Genomic DNA, 21,585 nt, shown 5'->3' on the forward strand with positions numbered 1-21,585 from the left:
TCGACTTGCATGTGTAAGGCATGCCGCCAGCGTTCAATCTGAGCCAGGATCAAACTCTTCAGTTTAATCTCTGTTACTTTTGCCGTTTTACCGGCACTGGTCGAACCTTTTAATCGGTTCAAACCCCTCGCATTGCGAGGTGTTTGCTCACTCAAAATACTGACAGGCCACTACTTTCGTAGCGCCTATTTCATTACTTCTTGTGAACATTTGATATTTTAAGTATCGCGGAACCAAGTTTAACCTTGGTTCCGCGTGCACTTTCATCAAACGTCCACACTTATCGACTGTTAATTTTTAAAGAACTTTATTCCGTACTGCTTGCACGCTTGACAAATCGTTTTGTTCGTCAGCGCAGAAGAAAGAGTATGAAGCGTTTCGCTTATTTCGTCAACCCCTCAAACCACTTCTTCTTTCGCTCGCTTCACTCTGCAACACCTTGTTTTGTGTGCACCGTTTTGCGAGGAGGCGAACTATAGCAAAGCGCCCACCGGCTTGGCAAGACCTATTTTCTATTCCCCTCCCCACGCCGTCCACTCCCGTTTTCTTGCAGACTGTCGCATGGGCATGGCGTATCGGCGTCATCACCGTTACAGTTGCACCGTCACAAAACTCGTTACACTTGCCCCGTACTCAAGAGTGAAAGCCTTACATGTTTCCTATGCCTAAAACGCAAGATACCCTGAAGACCGCCGCCGCCTGGCTGCACCGCGGCTTCGACGCGACCGCCACCTGGGTTACTCAGCTGTCCTGGTGGAAGTTTCTGGTATTCGCCGTGTTAATGCTGATCGCCGGCTCTATCCTGCAGGACGAGTTGTTTTCGTCGAGCCCGGTGCAGGAGGAGGTGGTACGCAGTGACAAGAAGCGCAAAGGCGCCGACACCAATATCGTCATCGACGACAGCGGCATTCGCTTCAACATGCGCGGCAAGCGCAATAAGGATACGGACAAGGCCGAAAGCGGCGTCGACGAGAACGGCGTTCCCCGCGCGGAACCGGCCGAACCGGCCCCGCCAACCGAGCCGGCGGTGCCCGAAGCGCCCGCAGCGCCCGAAGCACCCGCAGCGCCCGCCACGGCCCACGACAAAAGTGGCAAGCCCGACAAAACCATCACCCCGGCCGTCCCCGCCCTGCCCACCTTGCCCGGCGAAGAAGTCCACATCGACCTGCCGCCGCAAATCGGCGAAGAATTATCCAACGCCATTGAAGAAGCCGTCGACGACGCGGCCGAGCAAAAAGTCGCTCGCTACCACGGCCAGGCGTCGACCTGGTTCCGCAGCTTCGTCACGTTGCTGGTGTTGGCCCTGTTCGGCACCAAGGCGCTGATGGGCGGCAAAAAACGCGCCGAGGCCGAGACGCTGACCGCCAATGCCGCCGTTGAACGCGAGTCCATGCAGCGCCAGCTCAGCGAAGCGAAGATGCAGATGATGCAGGCGCAAGTCGAGCCGCACTTTTTGTTCAACACCCTGGCGTCGGTCGAACACTTGATCGAAACGGACCCGCCGCGCGCGTCGGCCATGCAGCGCAGCCTGATCAAATACCTGCGCGCGGTGCTGCCGCAAATGCGCGACAACGCGCTGATCACCAACCTCGGCCGGGAAGCCGACATGGTGGTGGCCTATCTGAACCTGCTGAAAATGCGCATGGAAGAGCGTCTGACCGTCGACTTCGACATCCCCGACGGCCTGCGCAGCGCCGCTTTTCCACCGATGATGCTGCAGTCGATGGTGGAAAACGCCATCAAGCACGGCCTCGAAGCCAAGCCCCAGGGCGGCACGCTCAAAGTACGTGCCGATGTCGCCCACAACAAACTGCGCGTGATCGTCAGCGATGACGGCCTGGGCTTCGGGGCCGTGCCCAGCGACGGCACCGGACTGGGTCTGATGACCATCCGCGAGCGCCTGAAACTGCTGCACGGCGACCAGGGCCAATTGCTGATCGCCGCGAACAGCCCGAGCGGCGTCATCGCAACGATCGAGGTGCCGTATCAACTGGCCAACAAAGCGAGTACCCATGCCTCCAAATAAGAGCGATTGATTATTGCGCGGATTCGTTGAATAATTAACCAAATAACCATTCACACTTCATAAGCCAAGACCACCCATGCCTACAGCAATCATTGCCGATGACGAACGTTTGATGCGCGACCAATTACGCATGCGCCTGGGCCAGGTCTGGCCCGAACTGGACATCATCGGCGAGGCCAAGAACGGCGACGAGGCGATCGACCTGGTCGAGCAGCTCAAACCGGACTTCACATTCCTCGATATCCGCATGCCGGGCAAGACCGGCATGGAAGCGGCCACCGTGATCGGCAACAAAAGCCACATCGTCTTCGTGACCGCCTACGATGCCTACGCGGTCGAGGCGTTCGAGCGCGGCGCCGTCGACTACGTGCTCAAGCCGCCCGAGCCCGAACGTTTGCAGATCACCGTCGACCGCCTCAAGACGCGCCTGAGCAAACCGGCGGCCGACGTCAACGCCAGCGTGACGGCGATGCTGTCGCAACTGGCCGAAAAAATCACCGCGCCGAAGCCGGCCTATTTGCAATGGATACAGGCCAGCATCGGCCAGGACCTGCGCATGATCCCGGTCGAGGAAATCCTGTTCTTCCGCTCCGACGAAAAATACACCTGCGTGCAGACCGAGCGCTACGAGGCGTTGATCCGCAAGCCGGTGCGCGACCTGGCCGAGGAACTCGATCCGGCGCTGTTCTGGCAAATCCACCGCGCCACCCTGGTCAACGTCAACGCCATCGAAGGCGTTACGCGCGACATCCGCGGCCGCCACCTCGTCATGATCAAAGGGAAGTCGGACAAGCTGGAAGTGAGCCGCAGCTTCCTGCACTTGTTCAAGCAAATGTAAGGGCAAACCAAGCAACATCGCGCCCGCCCGGCGCAGGATTGAGACACATCAAGAGGGTAAAATCCGGCTGCCATACTGTCTGTATTGCAGCCGCCCCTCTTCCGGCTGAGGGAGGCGCATGAAAATGCCCGGCCAAGCCAGATCGTTGTTCAAGCTGCCCGTCATCAGCATCGGCGCGGCCTTGTTCGCCCGCCTGTCGTGGCGCATGGGCTGGTTATGTTCCAGCTCGTCCGCCGCCGCGCACAAGCGCAGCCGTGGCATCATCCAGCACGCCAGCGACGCCATCATCATCACAGACGAAAACCAGCACATCCTCCAGGCCAATCCGTCGGCCGCCGCCATGTTCGGCACGACAGTGCAGTCGATGGAAGGCGTGCCGCTTCAGCAATTCATTCCGCGCGACCAGCGCCACACCGGCGGCACCTCGTCCACCCACTACTTCGGCTCGACCGGCATCCGCCTGCGCATGAAGGGCCGGCGCGCCAGCGACTACGCGGTCACCGGCATGAAGGCCAACGGCCAGCATTTCCCGCTCGAGGGCTCGATCTCGTCGTTGTCGGAAAACGGCCACCAGATCTACACCATCATCCTGCGCGACATCACCGAGCGCAAGCAGGTGCAGGAGCAACTGGAGCAATCGTATTCGCAGTTGCGCGAACTGTCGGCGGCGCTGCAAACGATACGGGAGGAAGAACGCAAGCACATCGCCCGCGAGCTGCACGACGATCTGGGACAGTTGCTGGCCACGTTGCGGGTCGACCTGGCGTTGCTGCAACAGCAGTCCAGCGGCGACGCGGCCGCGCGCAAGCTGCAGGCGGGCATGGACGATCTGCTGATGTCGGCCATCACGTCGCTGCGGCGCATCGCCAGCAATCTGCGGCCACGCGCGCTCGACGAGGGCGGTTTGTACTTTGCGCTGGAAAGCCTGCGCCAGGAATTCGTGTCGCGCTACGGCATCTCTTGCCGCCTGCACGCGAACGAAGAGGATTTGATACTCGATGACGCCTACAGCACGGCCATCTTCCGCATCGCGCAGGAAGCGCTGACCAACATCACGCGCCACGCGGAGGCGCACAACGTCGAGCTGTCGCTGCGACGCTCGGAGTCGTCGCTGCAAATTTCGATCCACGACGACGGCCGCGGCATCGCCGAACAGGACATGGACAAGGCGTCGTCCTTTGGCCTGATCGGGATGCGCGAACGCGTCTGGGCACTGCACGGCGACATTTCCATCCTCAGCGACGGCGGCACCCGGATCATCATCCGGTTGCCGCTGCCGTCCCAGGAAGGCGCCGCCGATCCTGCTTAGAACGAGTGACGCACGCCCACGTTGAAGGCTTTGTCGCCGGTACCGGCTTCGTTGTTGTTGCCCACGGTGTAGCCGGCGCCGTTCTTGTTCTTGATTTTGGCGTAGGCGATGTACGCACCGGTACGCTTCGACAGCGCGTGCAGGTAACCCACGGCCCACTGGTCGGCATCCTGGTTGAAGCGGGTCTTGTCGTTCTTGCGGATCGCCGAGGCCATGATGGTGCCGCTGCCGACCGGCACTTGCACGCCGATCAGGATGTCGTTGCTGTCCAGGCTGGCGCGTGGAGCGACGGCGTAGCCGTAGGCATTGGCCACCGGCAGCGCGGCGCTGTTCAGGCCCTTGTCGACGCCGTAGGCGAAGTAAGCCTTGACGACTTTGAAGTCGTAGTTGGCGGCGAACAGCGTGTTGCGGCCCGAGTCACGGTTCGCGGCCGGCGTGGTGCCGACGGCGACGGTGTCGTTGTTACGGTTGTTGTAGACCAGACGCGCGTTCAGCGGGCCTTGGCCGTAGTTCAGGCCCAGGCCGAACTGGCGGCCCGCTTCGTTGCTGCCGGCCTGCTCGCCCAGCGCGTACAGCGCTTCGGCGCTGAAACCCGCGAACGCAGGGGTGGCGTAGACGACGGCGTTGCTGACGCGGGTGTTGGCGCCGGCGGTCGGGAACAGGTTCTTGATCGAACCGGCATAGCCGGCGCCGAACGGGTCGGCCACCTGGCTCATGGCGTTGTACAGCATGGTGTACTGGCGACCCAAGGTCAGGGTGCCGGCTTCCTTGCTGCGCAGACCGACGAAGGCCTGACGATTGAACAGGGCGCTGTTGGTGTTGTCCAGCGTGCCGTCATCGACTTTCAGGCCGGTCTCGATCTGGAAGATGGCCGACAGGCCGTTGCCCAGATCTTCGGTGCCGCGGAAACCCAGACGGGACTGGCTGCCGATACCGCTGGTGACTTTGGTCACGCTGCCGGCCGAGCCACCGCGCTCGCTGACGATACCGGCATCGACGATACCGTAGATCGTGACGTTCGATTGAGCTTGCGCCTGCGCTGCGAAACCGCCGATGATCATTGCTGCCAGAGTAAGTTTTTTCACTTGATGTTCTCTACTGAAGGTTGAAAGAAAGCTGCACGGGGCGAATCATGCCTATCAATTACTTCAACAATGTGACAACACCAATTTGTTGTAAATGAACATCAGTGGTGAAAAAAAAGGTAAGCCGGCGGCCTTGATCTTCGATCAACCTTCGAGCGGCTTATTTCAGCTTGCAGCTCAGCAGATAGTAGTACTGCAGGCGCTCGATGCGGATCTGTTTGGCCGACGCCGCGAAGCGCTTGCGCAGGGTGCTGTCGGTCAGGTAGTTGTGCATCACCTCGTAGCGCTGGCCGTCGTCGGCGGTCAGGATCTGGAAGGTGTTGCCTTCCAAATCGGTGCGGGCGAACACCATCGTGTCGCCGTCGACATACGACTCGTCGAGCAGCACCAGCATCACGTCCTTGCCCAGCTTGGCGCGCAGCGTCTTCAGGTATTTCTCCTGGTCTTCGCGCTTGACGTGGGTCCACAATCCGGCGGCGAACACGGCGGTGTACTTGCCCTCCAGGTCGTCCGGCAGGTTGAAGGCGTCCATCACGCCGAAGGTCACGACGTCCTCGTCGAGGCCGCGCGTCTCGGCCAGCGCGATCATTTCCGGCAGCAGATCGGTGGCGTGCACGGAGTCGGCCACCTCGGCGATCAGGTCGGTCCAATAGGCGGTGCCGCAGGCCAGCTCCAGCACCTTGTGGCCCTGGAACAGCTCGGCGACCATTTCCTGCAGGTCGTCCAGGTCGTCGAAGCGCTCTTCGCGCGCGTAGACCTGGTCGTAGTTGTCGGCATTGACGGCATAGAATTGTGCCAACTGATTGGTAATCATGGTAGTGCTTTCTAGTTACAGTTCGTAGTGCTCTTTTTCACCGCTCATGGCTTGCTCGATCAACTTGCGGTTGAGCGTCGGGGCCAGCAGTTCAATAAAGGTATATATATAGCTGCGCAGGTAGGCGCCCTGCTTGACCGCCACCCGCGACACATTCATGCCGAACAGGTGGCCGACAGGGATGGCGCGCAGGTTCTTGTCGCGCTCGGCGTCATAGGCCATACCCGCTATGATACCAATCCCCATGCCCAACTCGACATAGGTCTTGATGACATCGGCGTCTATGGCCTCCAGCAACACGTCCAGCTTCAGCCCGCGCAGGGAAAACGCGTGGTCTATCTTGCTGCGGCCGGCGAAGGCGCCATCGTACGTGATGATCGGGAATGCGGCAATTTCTTCCAGCGTCACCTGCTTGGATTTGAGCAAAGGATGGTCCGGCGCCACCACCACCACGTGTTCCCATTGATAGCATGGCAATGTTATCAGGCCGGTAATGCCGGCGATCGATTCGGTGGCGATCGCCAGGTCGGCCTGGTCGCGCTGGACCATTTCGGCGATCTGCTGCGGATTACCTTGCAATAAAGACAAGCGCACCTTGGGAAACTTCAGCATGAAGGCCTGCACCACCTTCGGCAAGGTGTAGCGCGCCTGGGTGTGGGTGGTGGCGATGGTGAAGCTGCCGCTGTCCTGGGCCGCGTATTCCTTGCCGATGCGCTTGAGGCTGTCGATTTCCTGCATAATCAACTCCACCGACTGCAACACCAGCCGTCCCGGCTCGGTCAGCCCGCGTATGCGCTTGCCGTGGCGGGTGAAGATGTCGACGCCAAGCTCCTCCTCGAGCTCGATGATCGCCTTCGACACGCCCGGCTGCGACGTAAACAGGGCCTTGGCGGCATCGGTCAGGTTGTAGTTCTGGCGTACGGCCTCGCGCACGAAGCGCAGTTGGTGAAGGTTCATCTAGTCTTGGCCCATCTTAAAATTATTAGCGTCCATGCTTATGCCCAATCCTTATATAAGCAAATAAAGACTAAGTCGTTTGGAATAAAGACGAAGTTTATTACTATTAGCGCTAGTGTGGGGATTCTAGCAAGCTACTATCTAGGAAGAATATGTATCAATACGACCAGTACGACCATCTTATCGTGCGTGAACGCATCGCACAGTACCGCGACCAGGTACGGCGCCGCCTCTCCGATGAGCTGACCGAAGCCGAATTCGTGCCGCTGCGCCTGCAGAACGGCCTGTACATGCAACGTCACGCCTACATGCTGCGCATCGCCGTGCCTTACGGCCTGTTGTCGTCCAAGCAAATGCGCATGTTCGCCCACATCGCCCGCAAGTACGACCGCGGCTACGGCCACTTCACCACCCGCCAGAACATCCAGTTTAACTGGATCGAGCTGGAACAGACCCCGGACATCCTCAGCGACCTGGCCTCGGTGGAGATGCACGCGATCCAGACCTCCGGCAACTGCATCCGCAACACCACGTCCGATCCGTACGCCGGCGTCGCCGCCGACGAGATCATCGATCCGCGTCCGTACGCCGAGGTGCTGCGCCAGTGGTCGACCTTCCACCCGGAATTCATCGCCCTGCCGCGCAAATTCAAGGTCGCCATCAACGGCGCCGTCGAAGACCGCGCCGCCATCGCCGTGCACGACATCGGCCTGACCGTGGTGCGCAACGAGGCCGGCGAAATCGGCTTCAAATTCATGGCCGGCGGCGGCATGGGCCGCACCCCTATCCTGGGCAGCGTGATCCGCGAATTCCTGCCGTGGCAGCACCTGCTGACCTACACCGAAGCCGTGATGCGCGTGTATAACCAGTACGGCCGCCGCGACAACAAGTACAAGGCCCGCATCAAGATCCTGCTCAAGGCCATCGGCGTCGAGGAATTCACCCGCCAGGTCGAAGCCGAATGGGTCGACCTGAAGGATGGTCCCGAGACCCTGACGGTCGATGAGATGCAGCGCGTGATCGATTACTTCGAGCCGCCGGCGTACAAGCAGCTCGACGACAGCGACGTCACCGCCGCGCCCGAGGCGGCCGGCAACAAGGCCTTCGCCAACTGGGTCAACCGCAACGTCAAGCCGCACAAGCAGCCCGGCTACGCGGCCGTGGTGCTGTCGCTGAAAAAGACCGGCGTGCCGCCGGGCGACGCCACCGCCGAACAGATCGACTTCATGGCCGACCTGGCGGACCAATACAGCTTCGGCGAACTGCGCGTCACGCACGAACAGAACATCGTGCTGGCCGACGTCGAACAGTCGCAGTTGTTCACGCTGTGGCAGCAAGTGAAGGCCAAGGGCCTGGCGACGCCGAACATCGGCCTGCTGACCGACATGATCTGCTGCCCGGGCGGCGACTTCTGCTCGCTGGCCAACGCCAAGTCGATCCCGATCGCCGCCGCCATCGCCGAGCGCTTCGACGACATCGACTACCAGCACGACATCGGCGAGATCGAACTCAATATCTCCGGCTGCATCAACGCCTGCGGCCACCACCACGTCGGCAGCATCGGCGTGCTCGGTGTCGACAAGGACGGCAGCGAATGGTATCAGGTATCGATCGGCGGCTCGCAGGGCAACCACTCGGCCATCGGCAAGATCATCGGACCATCGTTCTCCGCGCTGCAAATGCCGGAAGTGATCGCCCGCCTGCTGCAGGTCTATGTGCGCGAGCGCTTCGAGGACGAATCGTTCGCCGCCTGCGCGCAGCGCCTCGGCGTCGCACCGTTCAAGGAATTTGTATACGCCACGCCGATCGCGGAAAAATCCGGTCGCCTGGTAGGAGAGGATGAATATGTCTGAAGCAGTCAAGAACCTGATTATCAAGGGCCGTGAAGTCGTCGAGGACGACTGGCAGGTGCTGCGCCTGGCCGAGCCGGTCGAAGGCGCGCCGCAGACCGACCCGGCCACCATCGCCGTCCCCGAGGGCAAAGTGATCGTGCCGCAAAGCCTGTGGCTGGTGCAGCGCGAACTGCTGGCCGCGCGCGCCGCCGCCGGCGAAATCGGCGTCTGGATCGCCAGCGACGAACGTCCGGAAGCGATCAGGGACGACCTGTCCAAGTTCGCCGTCATCGCCGTCGATTTCCCGAAATTCACCGACGGCCGCGGCTACTCGATCGCCTACAACCTGCGCATCCGCCTGGGCTGGAGCGGCGAACTGCGCGCCATCGGCGACGTGCTGCGCGACCAGCTGTTCCAGATGCAGCGCGTCGGCTTCAACGCCTACGCCACGCGTCCGGACCGCAGCATCCACGACGCGCTCAAGGGCCTGTCCGATTTCTCGGAAACCTACCAGGCGTCGGTGGACCAGAAGCTGCCGCTGTACCGCCGCCACGCCCGCACCTCGGGCGCCGCCGCGCCGGCCGCCAACAACGACGGCGCCGGTATCTGATTGGATGATTGGAGTTTGAATGTCTGACCTGAGCAAGCTGATTGCCGACAGCAGCGCCACGCTGTCGCGCATCGCCAGCGATTTTTCCCCGGCGGTCTTCGCCTCCAGCCTGGCGGCCGAAGACATGGTGCTGACCGATTTGATCCTGAAATCCAAACTGGATATCGGCATCTTCTCGCTTGAAACCGGCCGCCTGCACGCCGAAACGCTGGCGATGCTCGACAAGGTGAAGCAGCGTTACGACGGCTACGAGATCGCGCTGTACAAGCCGCAGCCGGAAGCGGTCGACGCCTACGTCGCGCGCAATGGCCTCAACGCCTTCTACGACAGCATCGAGATGCGCCGCGAGTGCTGCCGCATCCGCAAGGTCGAACCGCTGGGCCGCGCCCTGGCCGGCAAGAAGGCCTGGGTGACCGGCCAGCGCCGCGCGCAATCGGCCACCCGCGCCGAGCTGCACGTGCAGGAGGTCGACGAGGCGCACGGCATGACCAAGTTCAATCCGCTGGCCGATTGGTCGGAGGAAGACGTCTGGAACTACATCCGCGACAACGGCGTGCCGTACAACGCGCTGCACGACCAGGGCTATCCGTCGATCGGTTGCGCGCCGTGCACCCGCGCGGTGGAGCCGGGCGAGGATGTGCGCGCCGGCCGCTGGTGGTGGGAAAACCCGGACTCCAAGGAATGCGGCCTGCACATGGTCGATGGTAAGCTCATTCGTATTAAATCCGTGGCCGCTGAAGAAGACTTCATGCGCGCCACAAAAACAATAGGCTAGTCCAATGAACGCTTTAGTTGAAAACAACGTACACGTGAATGCGCGCCACCTCGACGCCCTGGAATCGGAAGCGATCCACATCCTGCGCGAAGTGGCGGCCGAATGCAGCAACCCCGCCCTGCTGTTCTCGGGCGGGAAGGACTCGGTGGTCTTGCTGCGTTTGGCGGAGAAGGCTTTCCGCCCCGGTAAATTCCCGTTCCCGCTGGTACACGTCGACACCGGCCACAATTTCGCCGAGGTGATCACCTTCCGCGACAAGCGCGTGGCCGAACTGGGCGAGCGCCTGATCGTCGGCTCGGTCGAGGATTCGATCAAAAAAGGCACGGTGCGCCTGCGTAATCCGGCCACCGATTCGCGCAACGCCGCGCAAGCGGTCACCCTGCTCGAGACGATCGCCGAACATGGCTTCGACGCCTGCATCGGCGGCGCCCGCCGCGACGAGGAAAAGGCCCGCGCCAAGGAGCGCATCTTCTCCTTCCGCGACGAATTCGGCCAGTGGGACCCGAAATCGCAGCGCCCGGAATTGTGGGACCTGTATAACACCCGCGTGCACCCGGGCGAAAACATGCGCGTGTTCCCGATCTCGAATTGGACCGAACTCGATGTGTGGCAGTACATCGCCCGCGAAAAGCTGGAACTGCCGCCGATCTACTTCGCCCACGAGCGCAAGGTCATCCCGCGCAACGGCTTGCTGGTGCCGCTGACCGACCTGACCCCGCCGCGCGAAGGCGAGACCGTCGAAACCCAGGTGGTGCGCTTCCGCACCGTGGGCGACATCTCCTGCACTTGCCCGGTGTCGTCGGACGCGGCGACGGTCGAGGCGATCATCGCCGAAACGGCCATCACCCAGATCACCGAACGCGGCGCCACCCGGATGGACGACCAGACCTCCGAGGCCTCGATGGAAAAACGTAAAAAAGCAGGATACTTCTGATGAACGCCAGCACCAACAATGTAGCAACCCAGACCGAGCGCGGACTTTTACGCTTCATCACCGCCGGTTCCGTCGACGACGGCAAGAGCACGCTGATCGGCCGCCTGCTGTTCGACAGCAAAGGCATCTTCGCCGACCAGCTGGACGCGATGTCGCGCTCCAAGCACAAGCGCACCGTCGGCGACGCCGTCGACCTGTCGCTGCTGACCGACGGCCTGGAAGCCGAACGCGAACAAGGCATCACCATCGACGTGGCCTACCGCTACTTCGCCACGCCGAAGCGCAAGTTCATCATCGCCGACACCCCGGGCCACGAGCAGTACACCCGCAACATGGTGACCGGCGCCTCGACCGCCGACGCGGTCATCATCCTGATCGACGTGTCGAAGGTGAAGCTGCGCGAGGACGGCGGCGTCGATCTGCTGATCCAGACCAAGCGCCACTCGACCATCGCCCACCTGCTGCAGATCGAGCACGTGGTCGTCGCCGTCAACAAGATGGATCTGGTGAACTACGACCAGGCGATCTACGACCGCATCGTCAAGGCCTACCGCGAATTCGCCACCAGCCTGGGCCTGAAGGACATCACGCCGATTCCGCTGTCGGCCCTGAGCGGCGACAACGTCGTCGACGCCAGCGAAAAACTGAGCTGGTACAAGGGTCCGACCCTGATCGAGCTGCTCGAGTCGCTGTCGGTCTACGACGAATCGCACAACGCGCCGTTCCGCTTCCCGGTGCAGCTGGTGGCGCGCCACAACGGCCACGAAGCCAACGACTTCCGCGGCTACATGGGCCGCATCGAGGCGGGCAAGGTCAGCGTCGGCGACAAGCTCGTGGTGCAGCCGTCCGGCCAGAGCGCCACCGTCAAGGACATCGTCACGCTGGAAGGCTCGCACCAGTCGGCGGTGGTCGGTCAATCGATCACCTTGCTGCTGAACGAACACCTGGACATCTCGCGCGGCGACCTGCTGGCCAATGTCGAACAGCCGGCGACCCTGCTCAAGACCTTGAAGGCGGACGTCTGCTGGATGTCCGACGAGCCGCTCGACCAGCGCCGCAAGTACTGGATCAAGCACGGCACCAAGCAAACCTCGGCCAAGATCACCGGCATCGACTCGCTGTTGGACATCAACACCCAGCAGCGCCACGCCGCCGATGGCCTGAAGCTGAACGACATCGCCCGCATCGGCCTGACCGTCCAGCAGCCTTTGGCGGCCGACGCCTACGCCGACATCCGTGCCACCGGCGCCTTTATCCTGATCGACGAAGTGACCCACCAGACCGTCGCGGCGGGTATGATTCGCCTTTCGGAATAACACGGTAATCGACGGCATGACAATGGCATCTCTCGGAAAAGTCTATTTGATCGGCGCCGGCCCCGGCGCCCAGGACCTGATCACCATGCGCGGCGCGCGCCTGCTGGCGCAAGCCGACGTCGTGCTGCACGACGCGCTGGTGACCCCCGAGATGCTGGAGCTGTGCCCGCAGGCGGAGAAGATCTCGGTCGGCAAGCGCAGCGGGCAGCGCTCGACCGCGCAGCAGGTCATCAACCAGCAGCTGGTCGACAACGCGCAACGCCATGCGCTGGTGGTGCGCCTCAAAGGGGGCGACCCGATGCTGTTCGGCCGCGCCGACGAGGAGCTGCGCGCGCTGGAGGAAGCCGGCATCGAGGTCGAAATCGTCCCCGGCATCACCACCGCCGTCGCCGCCGCCGCCGCCACCAAGCAACCGCTGACCAAGCGCGGCGTCGCCCGCAGCGTGGCCTTTTTCACGTCGTCGACGGCGCCGGACGAAGCCCACCACGACGCCATCCCGGACACCGACACCCTGGTGCAGTACATGGGCGGGCGCGAAGCCATCGCCACCGCCGAACGCCTGCTGGCCCACGGCCACCGTCCGGACACCCCGGTGGTCGTCATCGAAAACTGCAGCCGTCCGGACCAGCGCATCCGCCGCCTGACCATCGCCGCGCTGGCCCTGGGCCTGGGCGAAGCCCACGGTCCGGTACTGGTGATGCTGGGCGACGCCATGCAAAGCCGCTCGCATCAACGCCTCGAAGCGGAGATCAGCGGCGCAATCGCCCCCCAGCTTGGCGCCTGATTCCCCGAAATCCGTAATAGAATGTCCATTCATCTCATAAGAGGTAGTAATGGATAATGTTCACGAAGTTCTGGAGCGCGCCTGGGGTGCCCATTCCGCCGGCGAATTCGACGCCGCCCTGAAGGACTATATCTGGCTGTTCGACGCCACCTCCGTGCGCGACACGGAAGTGGCGCCGCTGCGGCTTTCCTATGTGCTGAGCGCCTGGGCCAAGCTGGCCGAGGAACACCTGCCCGCGCGGCGGGCGCTGGTCGAACTGCGCCAACGGCTCACCGACCGCCTGCTGGCCGACGGCGGCGACGCCATCCTCTTCAACGACATCCGCGCCATCAACGACAAGCTGGGTGACTTGCAAAATACCTGGCTGCTGTTCAAGCAGCTGCCGGCCGCGCTGGCGGCCGAATGCGCCAATTCGGCGCTGACGTCGATGATGGCATGCGGCGACTATCCTCTGGCGCGCAGCTATCTGCCGGAGCCGGAAAAACACCTGGCGGCCTACGCGGGCGAAGTCAACGCCCACGTCGCCCGGCTGCAGCTGCTCACCGACGAAGGCATGTCCGAGCTGCTGTCCACGGTCTACAACTACATGGCCGAAGTGCGCCTGCTGCTCGAACTGCTGGCCGGTTGCGGCGAAGTCGACGCGGCCGAAGCGCTGCGCCGCGACGCGCTCGGGCTGATCGTCTCGCCGGAGGCGCGCGCCTGCATCGATGCGGAATTCGCGGCGCCCGGCACCACCCTCGACGCCATGGTCGAACTTCAGAATGCAACGGTAGCTTGATAGTGAAACGAATTGTGCGAATAAACAGTATCAAAACCCTGTTCCTGCTTGCCCTGCTGCCGGCCGCCGGCGCGCTGGCCGCCCCCACGATCCCGACCTACGACTTCAAGGTCGTGCGCAGCTATCCGCACGACCCGCAGGCGTTTACCCAGGGCTTGCTGTACCGCGACGGTTTTCTGTACGAGAGCACCGGCTTGAATGGCAAGTCGTCGATCCGCAAGGTGAATCTGGAAACCGGCAGGGTCCTGCAAAGCAAGGACATCCCGCCGCAGTACTTCGGCGAAGGCCTGACCGTCTGGAAGGACACGCTGGTCGGCATCACCTGGCAATCGCAGACCGGCTTCGTATTCGATCTGGCCACCTTCGACCTGCGCAACCAGTTCGCCTATCCGGGCGAAGGCTGGGGCCTGGCGCAAAACGGCAAGGAGCTGGTACTGAGCGACGGCAGCGCGACGCTGCGCTTCCTCGACCCGAAAACCTTCCTCGAAGCGCGCCGCGTAAAAGTGACGGCCGACGGCATCGCGGTCGACCAGATCAATGAGCTGGAAGTGGTGGGCGACGAGATCTTCGCCAACATCTGGCACACCAGCACGATCGCCCGCATCGACCAGAACACCGGCAAGATCGTCGGCTGGATCGATCTGGGCAAGCTGTATCCGGAAGCCGGCAAAGGCCCCAACAGCGAAAACGTCTTGAACGGCATCGCCTGGGACGCCGACAAGAAGCGCCTGTTCGTCACCGGCAAACTGTGGCCCAAGCTTTACGAGATCAAACTGGTGCCGAGGAAGTAAGCAAAGACGAGACGCAGTAATCCGACAGCGCGTTGAGCACGGCCGCGTTCTCGCCGGCCGCTTCGACCACGTTGATGGCGGTTTGCGGATAATCGATGCGCAACTGGTCGACCATCAGCGGCAGGTCGCGCAGGACATGGCCGCCCTGCCCCAGAAACACCGGCACCACGGTGATATGCGTGACGCCATCCGCCGTCAGCGCGGCCACCTGCTCCGGCAGGCGCGGCTCCATCAACTCCAGAAACGCCAGCGATACCGGAACGTCCGGCGTGCGCGCCTGCGTCAGGTCGCGCAGGCGTTCGAACGGCGCCGCCCACGACGCGGCGCGGGCGCCGTGCGCGAAAAGGACCAGCGCTTGTTTGTTCACGGTGTTACTCACTAAGTTACCCATCTAATGTCGCTCCACCCACCACAAGGCGCCCAGCGCCAGCAGCAGGAAAATTAAACTCGGGGCGATCGCCGTCAGGGCCGCCGGCCAGGTGCTCAGCACACCGAGGTGCGAGAACAGCGTGTTGACCAGCAGGTAGCTGACGCCGATCATGATGCCAACGAAAATCTTCAAACTGACGCCGCCGCTGCGGGTGTGCAGGTAGCCGAACGGCAGCGCCAGCGCCATCAGCACGAAGATCGCCAGCGGATCGAACAGTTTTTTCCAGAACGCGATCTTGAAGCGCTCCGTCTCCTGCTTGTTCTCCTGCAGGTGGCGGGTGTACAGCGCCAGCTCGCTGGCGGACATGCGCTCCGGGTCCGAGCGCGACACCGACAGGATGCGCGGCGTGATCTCGGAGATCAGCTCCCTGGTGGCGCTGGTGCGCGTTTCGATCATGCTGCTATCCTGGGCGTAGTTATTCGCCAGATTGGCTTCGCTGCCCGGCTTGAGCAGCGCCGGATTGGTGAAGATATTCTCCTTCACCTCCGACAGCATCCATTTGTTCGTTCCCTGGTAGGTGCCGGTCTTGGCCACCGTGATGGAGCGCAGGCGGAAGTTGTTATCGAACTCGTACAGCTTGACGTCGACCAGCTTGCCGTCCGGGCGCACCTCGCGCACGTTGAAGAAGCGCGACCCGATCACTTCTCCGGTCATGCCTTCGGACTTGACGATATCCTTGGTCCACAGGCCGGAGCGGAACTCGGTCGAAATCGTCGTGCCGCGTCCACTGAGTTTGATTTTTTCCGCCAGCGGCGCGGTGCGCGGCGTGATCAACTCACCGAAGATGAAGGTGATAATCACCAGCACCACGCCGATCTTGGCCAGCATCCACGCCACCATGCCGGTGGTCATGCTGGAGGCGCGCATGATGGTGAACTCGGACGTCGACGCGAACTGCGCCATCGTGTAGATGGTGCCGATCAGCGCCGCCAGCGGCATCACCTCGTACACGTGGCCAGGCAGCTTGACCGCCACGAACAGCAGCACATACTGGATCGCGTAGCCGTTCTTGCCCACGCGCGGCAGCTCGCCGGTGAGGTCCATGAACGCTTGCAGCGCCAGGAAGGCCGCCAGCACGAAGGCCACCGCCTGGAAGATGGTGACCGCGAAGTAGCGTTGCAGGATCTTCATGGCGCCACCGCCTTCTTATCGGCCGCATTGGCATTGCGCGAACGCTTCATCGCCGCCAGCACCGCCAGCGGGTGGTAACGGTGATTCAGATTGAGCCTCCAGGCGAACAGGCCGAGCACCGTCAACGCCGCCATCAGGTGCAGCGGCCACCACGACAGCGCGAACGTGAACTTGCCCTGCCTGACGCTGGCCTCGACCAGCTTGACCGCGTTGGTGTAAGAGAAGAAGATCAGCAGCGCGATAATCAGGTTGGCCGAACTGCCGGCGCGCGGATTGACGAACCCCAGCGGAATCGCCAGCAGCACCAGCACCAGGCAGGTCAGCGGCGAGGCGATCCGCCATAGCAGCTCTGCGCGGCCGGAATTGGTGGCGTCGGTGAGCAGGGTCATGGTCGGCACGGCGTCGGTGTCGCGCTCCGAGTCGAGGTCCTGGGCCTGGCTGGTGACGCGCATGCTGTAGGTGTCGAACTCCATGGTCTGGAAGTCGGACTGTCCCGGCATGCCCTGGTAGCGGCGGCCGTTCTTGAGCACCAGATAGCGCTCGCCTTTCGGTCCGGTGGAGATCACGCCCTCGCGCGCGACGATGACCGCCGTGCCGTTCTTGTCGACCGTGTTGACGAACACGTTCTGCACCACCGAGGTGTCGCCGGCGACGCCTTCGACGAAGAAGATGCGGTTGGCCGACGACGATTCGCGGAACTGTCCGGGCGAAACCTTCTGCAGGTCTTCGCGCTTGGCGAAGCGCTCGACGTACTCCGCGCTCTTTTCCTTGGCCCATGGCGCGGCGACGAAGCTCAGGCCCGCCGTCAGCAGCACCATCGGCAGGCCAAAGCTCAGCACCGGCGCGATCCAGCGGGTCAGGCTCAAGCCGGAGGCGAACCACACCACCATCTCGGAATCGCGGTAGCTGCGCGTGACCACCATCAGCACCGAAATAAAACTGGTGAGGATGAGGATAGTTGGCAGATAATTCACCGTTGCGAACAGGATCAGCGCGACCACGTCGCTGGAGGCGACCTTGCCGCCGGCGGCCTTGCCGAGGATGCCGATCAAGGTCCAGGTAACGCAAACGCTGAACAGGATCGTGAAGCTGGCGAAGGCGGTGCTGGCCATTTCACGTCGTAGGGTGCGTTGAAAGATCATTCGAAAGTTATAATTCGGTAGTTAAGGGCTCGTCACGGGGCCACAAGTTAATAACAGCCCGGCCAATCAGGCCAAGGGGCTGGCAATTCGTACACGACACGGAGAATCAAATGGACTTTAGCATAAAAGCATTCGACACAAAAAACACCATCAACTCGGCCAAAACGGGCGTCGTCGCCGTGGCGGTGTTCGAGAATAAAAAGCTGTCGCAAGCTGCCAAAGCACTGGACGGTTCCGGTGACATCACGGCCGCGCTCAAGTCCGGCGACATCAGCGGCAAAGCCGGCACCACCTTGCTGCTGCGCGGCGTCAAGGGCGCCAGCGCCGAGCGCGTGCTGCTGGTCGGCCTGGGCAGCGACGACGCCGTCAGCGAGAAAAGTTTCGCCAGCGGCGTTGCCGCGGCATTGAAGGCTTTCTCGGCCCTGGGCACGAGCGACGCTATTATCGCACTGCCGATGACCGAAGTGAAAGAGCGCGACGTCAATTGGGCGATCCGCTGCGTGGTGCAGAGCGCCCACGAAGCGGCGTTCCGCACCGACGGCCAGAAAAGCAAGAAGGACCCGGCGCCGGCCGGCGTCAGGAAAATCGCCCTGGCCGTGCCGAACACGCCCGCCGCCAAGCTGGCGCTGGCGCAGGCCGTGGCCATCGCCAGCGGCATGGACCTGACCAAGGAGCTGGGCAACCTGTCGGCCAACATCTGCACGCCGACCTACCTGGCCAACACCGCCAAGAAGCTGGCCAAGGACTACAAGTTCGACGTCGAGATCCTGGACCGCAAACAGCTCGAAGCGCTGAAGATGAACAGCTTCCTGTCGGTCACCAACGGCAGCGAGCAGCCGCCGAAGTTCATCATCCTCAAGCACATGGGCGGCAAGTCCAAGGACGCGCCGGTGGTGCTGGTCGGCAAGGGCATCACCTTCGACACCGGCGGCATCTCACTCAAGGCCGGTCCCGGCATGGACGAAATGAAGTACGACATGGGCGGCGCCGCCTCGGTGCTGGGCACCTTCCGCGCCATCGGCGAGATGGATCTGAAACTGAACGTGATCGGCGTGATCGCCAGCTGCGAGAACATGCCGTCGGGCCGCGCCACCAAGCCGGGCGACATCGTCACGTCGATGAACGGCTTGACCATCGAGATCCTCAACACCGACGCCGAAGGCCGCCTGGTGCTGTGCGACGCGCTGACCTACGCCGAGCGCTTCAACCCGGCCGCCGTGATCGACATCGCCACGTTGACCGGCGCCTGCATCGTCGCCCTGGGCCACCACAAGAGCGGCTTGTTCACGCGCGACGACGACGTCCACAACCAGCTGGCCGACGAGATCATGGCCGCCGGCAAGGCCTCGAGCGACACCGCCTGGCGCCTGCCGATCGGCGAGGAGTACAACGAGCAGCTCAAGTCCAACTTCGCCGACCTGGCCAACATCGGCACGCCGGGCGGCGCGTCGTGCACGGCGGCGGCGTTCCTGGAGAACTTCACGCGCAAGTACACCTGGGCGCACCTGGACATCGCCGGCACGGCGTGGAAATCGGGCGGCGCGAAGGGCGCGACCGGCCGTCCGGTGCCGCTGCTGTCGAACTTCCTGATCAACCGCGCGGGCTCGTAAGCACAAAAACAAAAAGGGCGGATGGCCGGGTATTGCCCCGGCCATCCGCCCTTTTCCGTTCGCCCCCGGTGGCGCCGCCCTCAATACAAGGTCACGCCGGCCGCCGGCGGCGGCCCGTCATCCCTGCCCTCGGCCGGACGCATCACCACCGTCAGCGTCGACGGATAATCGTAGCCGGCGCCGGTGTCGCGGTCGATGACATAGCCGACGCCCGCCGTCAATATCACGTTGCCCCACAAATTGCCGTTGACCTTGGGGTCGACCTTCTCGTAGGCCCAGGCCGCGCCCTCCTTGCGGCAATCGATGCGCAGCGGGGCCGCGCTTTTGCGCAGGGTCACGCGGGCAGGCGTGGTGACGAACCACTTGCCGACGTCGTTATACAACACGCAGCCGACGCCGCCGATCTCGCGGTGATCGAGCACGGTCTGCACCAGCACATTCTGTTGGGTCGATTCGGTCAGCGACGCGCAGCCGGCGCTTGCCAGCATGGCCAGCAAGACCGGCAGCGCGGAGCACGCCGCGACGGGACGGAGGAACATGGTCTGCCTCTAAAATAGATACAGACGCAGTGTAGCAAGCCGTTGGCGGATTGATTCGCTCAATCAAGGGGCGTAAAGCGTTGCACTTTGACGCCATCGACCTCGATGAGTTGAAAAAACACGTCTTTCGGCCGCGCCCAGATGGACCCGTCGGACGCGCGGTAAACGATCATGGTGCTCAGGTCGGACTCCAGGGTGGCCTCGCACACCAACTCGTAGAGGCCTCCCTTGTAATGCCGGAAGCGGGTCATCGGATCAGGCGTTTTGACGAACCTGCGCCGTCTTGGCCACCCGTTCGTCGACCTTGTCTTTCTCCGCCCCGTGTTCCTGCTCCTGCTGCTTCTTCTTCAAGCCCTGCACCACCTTCAGGATGTCGTCCATGCCGCGCTCGCCACCGAGGGTGGAGAAAGCGTCGAGCACTTCGTTCAACACCTGGTTGCGCACCGCGGCTTCGTCGGAATTGATAACCGGGGGACGTTGCAGCGCTTCGGCTGCGCGCTTTTCGGCGGCGGCTGCCTCCTTTTGCGCGGCGGTCTTGCGACCGCCCGGCGTTTTGCCATGTTCCAGTGCCGCTTGCCAGATTACCCAGCGGCGCTGCGTTTCAAAGACCAGATACTCTTCTGGCTTATCTTCACGGCGGCGAACGATATGTCCGTCGCGCTGTGCCCATGCCTCAAATGCAGTTCGCATTTCAATTCCTTTGTAAATGCGCTACGCGCAATTCACTGTTAAAACTACAAGTTGTTTCCGCATAGTATCACTTATTGCGGCATCACAATAAATAATATACACGGCTCTTGTTATTTTGTGGTTGCTGATAGGAAACACTAGTTTTCCACTAATTTTGTATCAGTATATTTCTCTTTTACCATTCTGTCTCCTACTGAAGTACAATTTTGATAACTATGAGACAAAAGTAGCAATTGAATTTTTATTTCACACTTTTTGCAACATTTTATGCCTTACCACCACACTTGCGAAGTTCTATTTCATGTTTTTTTATAAAACACGACAAATAGACAAGCTCATCTGTTAAATCAAGGTGCGGTAAGATGCGTTTCATAGGCGTATCGCCTCCACCAAACCCGCAAGGACACTGATCCCCCGATGAAACTAGCCACATGGAATGTTAACTCACTGAACGTAAGACTGCCGCACGTTATGAATTGGCTTTCGGAAAATCCGACGGACGTGCTCTGTCTGCAAGAAACAAAATTAACTGATGACAAGTTTCCAGCTAGCATTATTGAAGCCGCCGGCTATCATGTTGTGTACAGCGGGCAAAAAACTTACAACGGCGTCGCCATCATTTCCAAGCTGCCGATCACCGACGTCGTCAAAAACAACCCGCTCTTCGATGATCCGCAGCAACGTATCCTCGCCGCCACCATCGACGGCGTGCGCGTCGTGTGCGCCTACGTCCCCAACGGCCAGAGCGTTGGCTCCGAGAAATACGAGTACAAACTCGGCTGGCTGGCGGCCTTCCACGACTGGATCAAGCAGGAGGCCGCCCTGCATCCGCAACTGGCCGTCGTCGGCGACTACAACATCGCCCCCGAGGACCGCGACGTCCACGATCCGGCCGCATGGGAAGGCATGGTGCACGTTTCCGAAAAGGAACGCGCCGCCCTGACCCGCCTGCTCGACATCGGCCTCGCCGATTCCTACCGCCTGTTCGACCAGCCCGAAAAATCGTACAGCTGGTGGGACTACCGCGGCCTGGGCTTCCGCCTGAACAAAGGCCTGCGCATCGACCACATCCTGCTGTCGCCGGCGCTGGTGGCGCGCTGCAGCGCCTGCGTCATCGACCGCGCGCCGCGCAAGCTGGAACAGCCGTCCGACCACGCGCCGGTCATCGCCACGCTCGACTAACCCGGCCTCCCG

22 protein-coding genes and 1 rRNA gene are annotated in these 21,585 nt (G+C 62.0%); 13 read left to right on the forward strand and 10 right to left on the reverse strand.

All coding sequences use genetic code 11. The annotated features are described in order from the left end of the window. Positions 1-65, reverse strand: a 16S ribosomal RNA gene (locus BMX85_RS07155); the annotation flags it as partial. Positions 66-652: 587 nt separating this feature from the next. Here BMX85_RS07155 and BMX85_RS07160 point away from each other — a divergent pair. From BMX85_RS07160 to BMX85_RS07170, 3 genes are all read left to right on the forward strand, one after another. Next, the gene (locus tag BMX85_RS07160) at positions 653-2,026 is read left to right on the forward strand and encodes a sensor histidine kinase (protein WP_090315322.1); all 1,374 of its coding nucleotides are present in this window, start codon (positions 653-655) and stop codon (positions 2,024-2,026) included. Positions 2,027-2,102: 76 nt separating this feature from the next. Beyond that, entirely contained in the window at positions 2,103-2,864 is a 762-nt protein-coding gene (locus tag BMX85_RS07165) for a LytR/AlgR family response regulator transcription factor (RefSeq protein WP_090315325.1), read from the forward strand. A 118-nt stretch (positions 2,865-2,982) separates the two neighbouring features. Then, entirely contained in the window at positions 2,983-4,173 is a 1,191-nt protein-coding gene (locus tag BMX85_RS07170) for a sensor histidine kinase (RefSeq protein WP_307172926.1), read from the forward strand. Here the strand turns inward: BMX85_RS07170 and BMX85_RS07175 are convergent. From BMX85_RS07175 to BMX85_RS07185, 3 genes are all read right to left on the reverse strand, one after another. After that, positions 4,170-5,234: a porin gene (locus BMX85_RS07175; protein WP_090315327.1), complete on the reverse strand. Its 1,065-nt coding sequence runs from the start codon at positions 5,232-5,234 to the stop codon at positions 4,170-4,172. The two genes, BMX85_RS07170 and BMX85_RS07175, sit on opposite strands and share 4 nt — an antisense overlap. Before the next feature lie 184 nt (positions 5,235-5,418). Further along, positions 5,419-6,072 (reverse strand): class I SAM-dependent methyltransferase, encoded by a 654-nt coding sequence (locus BMX85_RS07180; protein ID WP_090315329.1) that lies wholly within the window; start codon positions 6,070-6,072, stop codon positions 5,419-5,421. A 15-nt stretch (positions 6,073-6,087) separates the two neighbouring features. Next, positions 6,088-7,029, reverse strand: a complete 942-nt coding sequence (locus BMX85_RS07185) for a CysB family HTH-type transcriptional regulator (protein ID WP_090315331.1) — start codon at positions 7,027-7,029, stop codon at positions 6,088-6,090. 152 nt (positions 7,030-7,181) lie between these two features. Here BMX85_RS07185 and BMX85_RS07190 point away from each other — a divergent pair, with 152 nt between their 5' ends. The 8 genes from BMX85_RS07190 to BMX85_RS07225 are packed head-to-tail and all read left to right on the forward strand — an operon-like array spanning position 7,182 to position 14,849. Continuing rightward, positions 7,182-8,882 (forward strand): nitrite/sulfite reductase, encoded by a 1,701-nt coding sequence (locus BMX85_RS07190; RefSeq protein ID WP_090315333.1) that lies wholly within the window; start codon positions 7,182-7,184, stop codon positions 8,880-8,882. Continuing rightward, entirely contained in the window at positions 8,875-9,471 is a 597-nt protein-coding gene (locus BMX85_RS07195) for a DUF934 domain-containing protein (RefSeq protein ID WP_090315335.1), read from the forward strand. Before BMX85_RS07190 ends, BMX85_RS07195 begins: the two co-directional genes overlap by 8 nt. A gap of 19 nt (positions 9,472-9,490) precedes the next feature. Next, complete coding sequence (locus BMX85_RS07200) at positions 9,491-10,246, forward strand: phosphoadenylyl-sulfate reductase (RefSeq protein WP_090315337.1); 756 nt, start codon at positions 9,491-9,493, stop codon at positions 10,244-10,246. 4 nt (positions 10,247-10,250) lie between these two features. After that, positions 10,251-11,180 (forward strand): sulfate adenylyltransferase subunit CysD, encoded by a 930-nt coding sequence (gene cysD, locus BMX85_RS07205; protein ID WP_090315339.1) that lies wholly within the window; start codon positions 10,251-10,253, stop codon positions 11,178-11,180. Then, positions 11,180-12,496 carry a sulfate adenylyltransferase subunit 1 gene (locus BMX85_RS07210; RefSeq protein WP_090315341.1) on the forward strand — a complete coding sequence of 439 codons (1,317 nt, stop codon included), beginning with the start codon at positions 11,180-11,182 and terminating at the stop codon, positions 12,494-12,496. Before cysD ends, BMX85_RS07210 begins: the two co-directional genes overlap by 1 nt. 22 nt (positions 12,497-12,518) lie before the next feature. Beyond that, positions 12,519-13,280, forward strand: a complete 762-nt coding sequence (gene cobA, locus BMX85_RS07215; protein ID WP_090315343.1) for a uroporphyrinogen-III C-methyltransferase — start codon at positions 12,519-12,521, stop codon at positions 13,278-13,280. 49 nt (positions 13,281-13,329) lie between these two features. Next, positions 13,330-14,058, forward strand: coding sequence for a hypothetical protein (locus tag BMX85_RS07220; protein ID WP_090315345.1), 729 nt, complete (start codon positions 13,330-13,332; stop codon positions 14,056-14,058). A 14-nt stretch (positions 14,059-14,072) separates the two neighbouring features. Beyond that, positions 14,073-14,849 carry a glutaminyl-peptide cyclotransferase gene (locus BMX85_RS07225; RefSeq protein ID WP_090315347.1) on the forward strand — a complete coding sequence of 259 codons (777 nt, stop codon included), beginning with the start codon at positions 14,073-14,075 and terminating at the stop codon, positions 14,847-14,849. Here the strand turns inward: BMX85_RS07225 and BMX85_RS07230 are convergent. The 3 genes from BMX85_RS07230 to lptF are packed head-to-tail and all read right to left on the reverse strand — an operon-like array spanning position 14,827 to position 17,522. Continuing rightward, positions 14,827-15,216, reverse strand: coding sequence for a sirohydrochlorin chelatase (locus BMX85_RS07230; RefSeq protein WP_090317500.1), 390 nt, complete (start codon positions 15,214-15,216; stop codon positions 14,827-14,829). The two genes, BMX85_RS07225 and BMX85_RS07230, sit on opposite strands and share 23 nt — an antisense overlap. 24 nt (positions 15,217-15,240) lie before the next feature. After that, the gene (lptG, locus tag BMX85_RS07235) at positions 15,241-16,410 is read right to left on the reverse strand and encodes an LPS export ABC transporter permease LptG (protein WP_090315348.1); all 1,170 of its coding nucleotides are present in this window, start codon (positions 16,408-16,410) and stop codon (positions 15,241-15,243) included. After that, complete coding sequence (gene lptF, locus BMX85_RS07240) at positions 16,407-17,522, reverse strand: LPS export ABC transporter permease LptF (RefSeq protein ID WP_229210333.1); 1,116 nt, start codon at positions 17,520-17,522, stop codon at positions 16,407-16,409. Before lptF ends, lptG begins: the two co-directional genes overlap by 4 nt. A gap of 140 nt (positions 17,523-17,662) precedes the next feature. Between lptF and BMX85_RS07245 the strand changes: the two genes are divergently transcribed. Next, positions 17,663-19,162 carry a leucyl aminopeptidase gene (locus BMX85_RS07245; protein ID WP_090315355.1) on the forward strand — a complete coding sequence of 500 codons (1,500 nt, stop codon included), beginning with the start codon at positions 17,663-17,665 and terminating at the stop codon, positions 19,160-19,162. A gap of 80 nt (positions 19,163-19,242) precedes the next feature. Here the strand turns inward: BMX85_RS07245 and BMX85_RS07250 are convergent, their stop codons facing one another. From BMX85_RS07250 to BMX85_RS07260, 3 genes are read right to left on the reverse strand one after another with little or no spacing between them, the layout of a single operon-like run. Beyond that, on the reverse strand, positions 19,243-19,701 hold the full coding sequence (locus BMX85_RS07250) for a hypothetical protein (RefSeq protein ID WP_229210334.1): 459 nt from the start codon (positions 19,699-19,701) through the stop codon (positions 19,243-19,245). Positions 19,702-19,760: 59 nt separating this feature from the next. Next, the gene (locus BMX85_RS07255; RefSeq protein ID WP_090315357.1) at positions 19,761-19,952 is read right to left on the reverse strand and encodes a DUF1653 domain-containing protein; all 192 of its coding nucleotides are present in this window, start codon (positions 19,950-19,952) and stop codon (positions 19,761-19,763) included. A 4-nt stretch (positions 19,953-19,956) separates the two neighbouring features. Beyond that, a complete protein-coding gene (locus BMX85_RS07260) occupies positions 19,957-20,391 on the reverse strand; it encodes a phiTE_015 family protein (protein WP_090315359.1) in 435 nt (144 codons plus the stop codon). Between the two features lie 417 nt (positions 20,392-20,808). Between BMX85_RS07260 and xth the strand changes: the two genes are divergently transcribed. After that, positions 20,809-21,573, forward strand: coding sequence for an exodeoxyribonuclease III (gene xth, locus BMX85_RS07265; RefSeq protein ID WP_090315361.1), 765 nt, complete (start codon positions 20,809-20,811; stop codon positions 21,571-21,573). Positions 21,574-21,585: the final 12 nt, after the last annotated feature.

The sequence above is a fragment of the Duganella sp. CF517 genome, assembly GCF_900110275.1.
Lineage (GTDB): Bacteria > Pseudomonadota > Gammaproteobacteria > Burkholderiales > Burkholderiaceae_D > Rugamonas.

What these genes read in the sequence shown, in the direction of transcription:
- BMX85_RS07180 (WP_090315329.1), bottom strand. Translation starts at nt 6,072, where the DNA reads ATGATTACCAATCAGTTGGCACAATTCTATGCCGTCAATGCCGACAAC.
- BMX85_RS07165 (WP_090315325.1), top strand. Translation starts at nt 2,103, where the DNA reads ATGCCTACAGCAATCATTGCCGATGACGAACGTTTGATGCGCGACCAA.
- BMX85_RS07160 (WP_090315322.1), top strand. Translation starts at nt 653, where the DNA reads ATGTTTCCTATGCCTAAAACGCAAGATACCCTGAAGACCGCCGCCGCC.
- BMX85_RS07190 (WP_090315333.1), top strand. Translation starts at nt 7,182, where the DNA reads ATGTATCAATACGACCAGTACGACCATCTTATCGTGCGTGAACGCATC.
- BMX85_RS07195 (WP_090315335.1), top strand. Translation starts at nt 8,875, where the DNA reads ATGTCTGAAGCAGTCAAGAACCTGATTATCAAGGGCCGTGAAGTCGTC.
- BMX85_RS07245 (WP_090315355.1), top strand. Translation starts at nt 17,663, where the DNA reads ATGGACTTTAGCATAAAAGCATTCGACACAAAAAACACCATCAACTCG.
- BMX85_RS07170 (WP_307172926.1), top strand. Translation starts at nt 2,983, where the DNA reads ATGAAAATGCCCGGCCAAGCCAGATCGTTGTTCAAGCTGCCCGTCATC.
- lptG (WP_090315348.1), bottom strand. Translation starts at nt 16,410, where the DNA reads ATGAAGATCCTGCAACGCTACTTCGCGGTCACCATCTTCCAGGCGGTG.
- BMX85_RS07250 (WP_229210334.1), bottom strand. Translation starts at nt 19,701, where the DNA reads ATGTTCCTCCGTCCCGTCGCGGCGTGCTCCGCGCTGCCGGTCTTGCTG.
- cobA (WP_090315343.1), top strand. Translation starts at nt 12,519, where the DNA reads ATGGCATCTCTCGGAAAAGTCTATTTGATCGGCGCCGGCCCCGGCGCC.
- BMX85_RS07175 (WP_090315327.1), bottom strand. Translation starts at nt 5,234, where the DNA reads ATGATCATCGGCGGTTTCGCAGCGCAGGCGCAAGCTCAATCGAACGTC.
- BMX85_RS07200 (WP_090315337.1), top strand. Translation starts at nt 9,491, where the DNA reads ATGTCTGACCTGAGCAAGCTGATTGCCGACAGCAGCGCCACGCTGTCG.
- BMX85_RS07260 (WP_090315359.1), bottom strand. Translation starts at nt 20,391, where the DNA reads ATGCGAACTGCATTTGAGGCATGGGCACAGCGCGACGGACATATCGTT.
- BMX85_RS07255 (WP_090315357.1), bottom strand. Translation starts at nt 19,952, where the DNA reads ATGACCCGCTTCCGGCATTACAAGGGAGGCCTCTACGAGTTGGTGTGC.
- xth (WP_090315361.1), top strand. Translation starts at nt 20,809, where the DNA reads ATGAAACTAGCCACATGGAATGTTAACTCACTGAACGTAAGACTGCCG.
- lptF (WP_229210333.1), bottom strand. Translation starts at nt 17,522, where the DNA reads ATGGCCAGCACCGCCTTCGCCAGCTTCACGATCCTGTTCAGCGTTTGC.
- BMX85_RS07185 (WP_090315331.1), bottom strand. Translation starts at nt 7,029, where the DNA reads ATGAACCTTCACCAACTGCGCTTCGTGCGCGAGGCCGTACGCCAGAAC.
- cysD (WP_090315339.1), top strand. Translation starts at nt 10,251, where the DNA reads ATGAACGCTTTAGTTGAAAACAACGTACACGTGAATGCGCGCCACCTC.
- BMX85_RS07210 (WP_090315341.1), top strand. Translation starts at nt 11,180, where the DNA reads ATGAACGCCAGCACCAACAATGTAGCAACCCAGACCGAGCGCGGACTT.
- BMX85_RS07220 (WP_090315345.1), top strand. Translation starts at nt 13,330, where the DNA reads ATGGATAATGTTCACGAAGTTCTGGAGCGCGCCTGGGGTGCCCATTCC.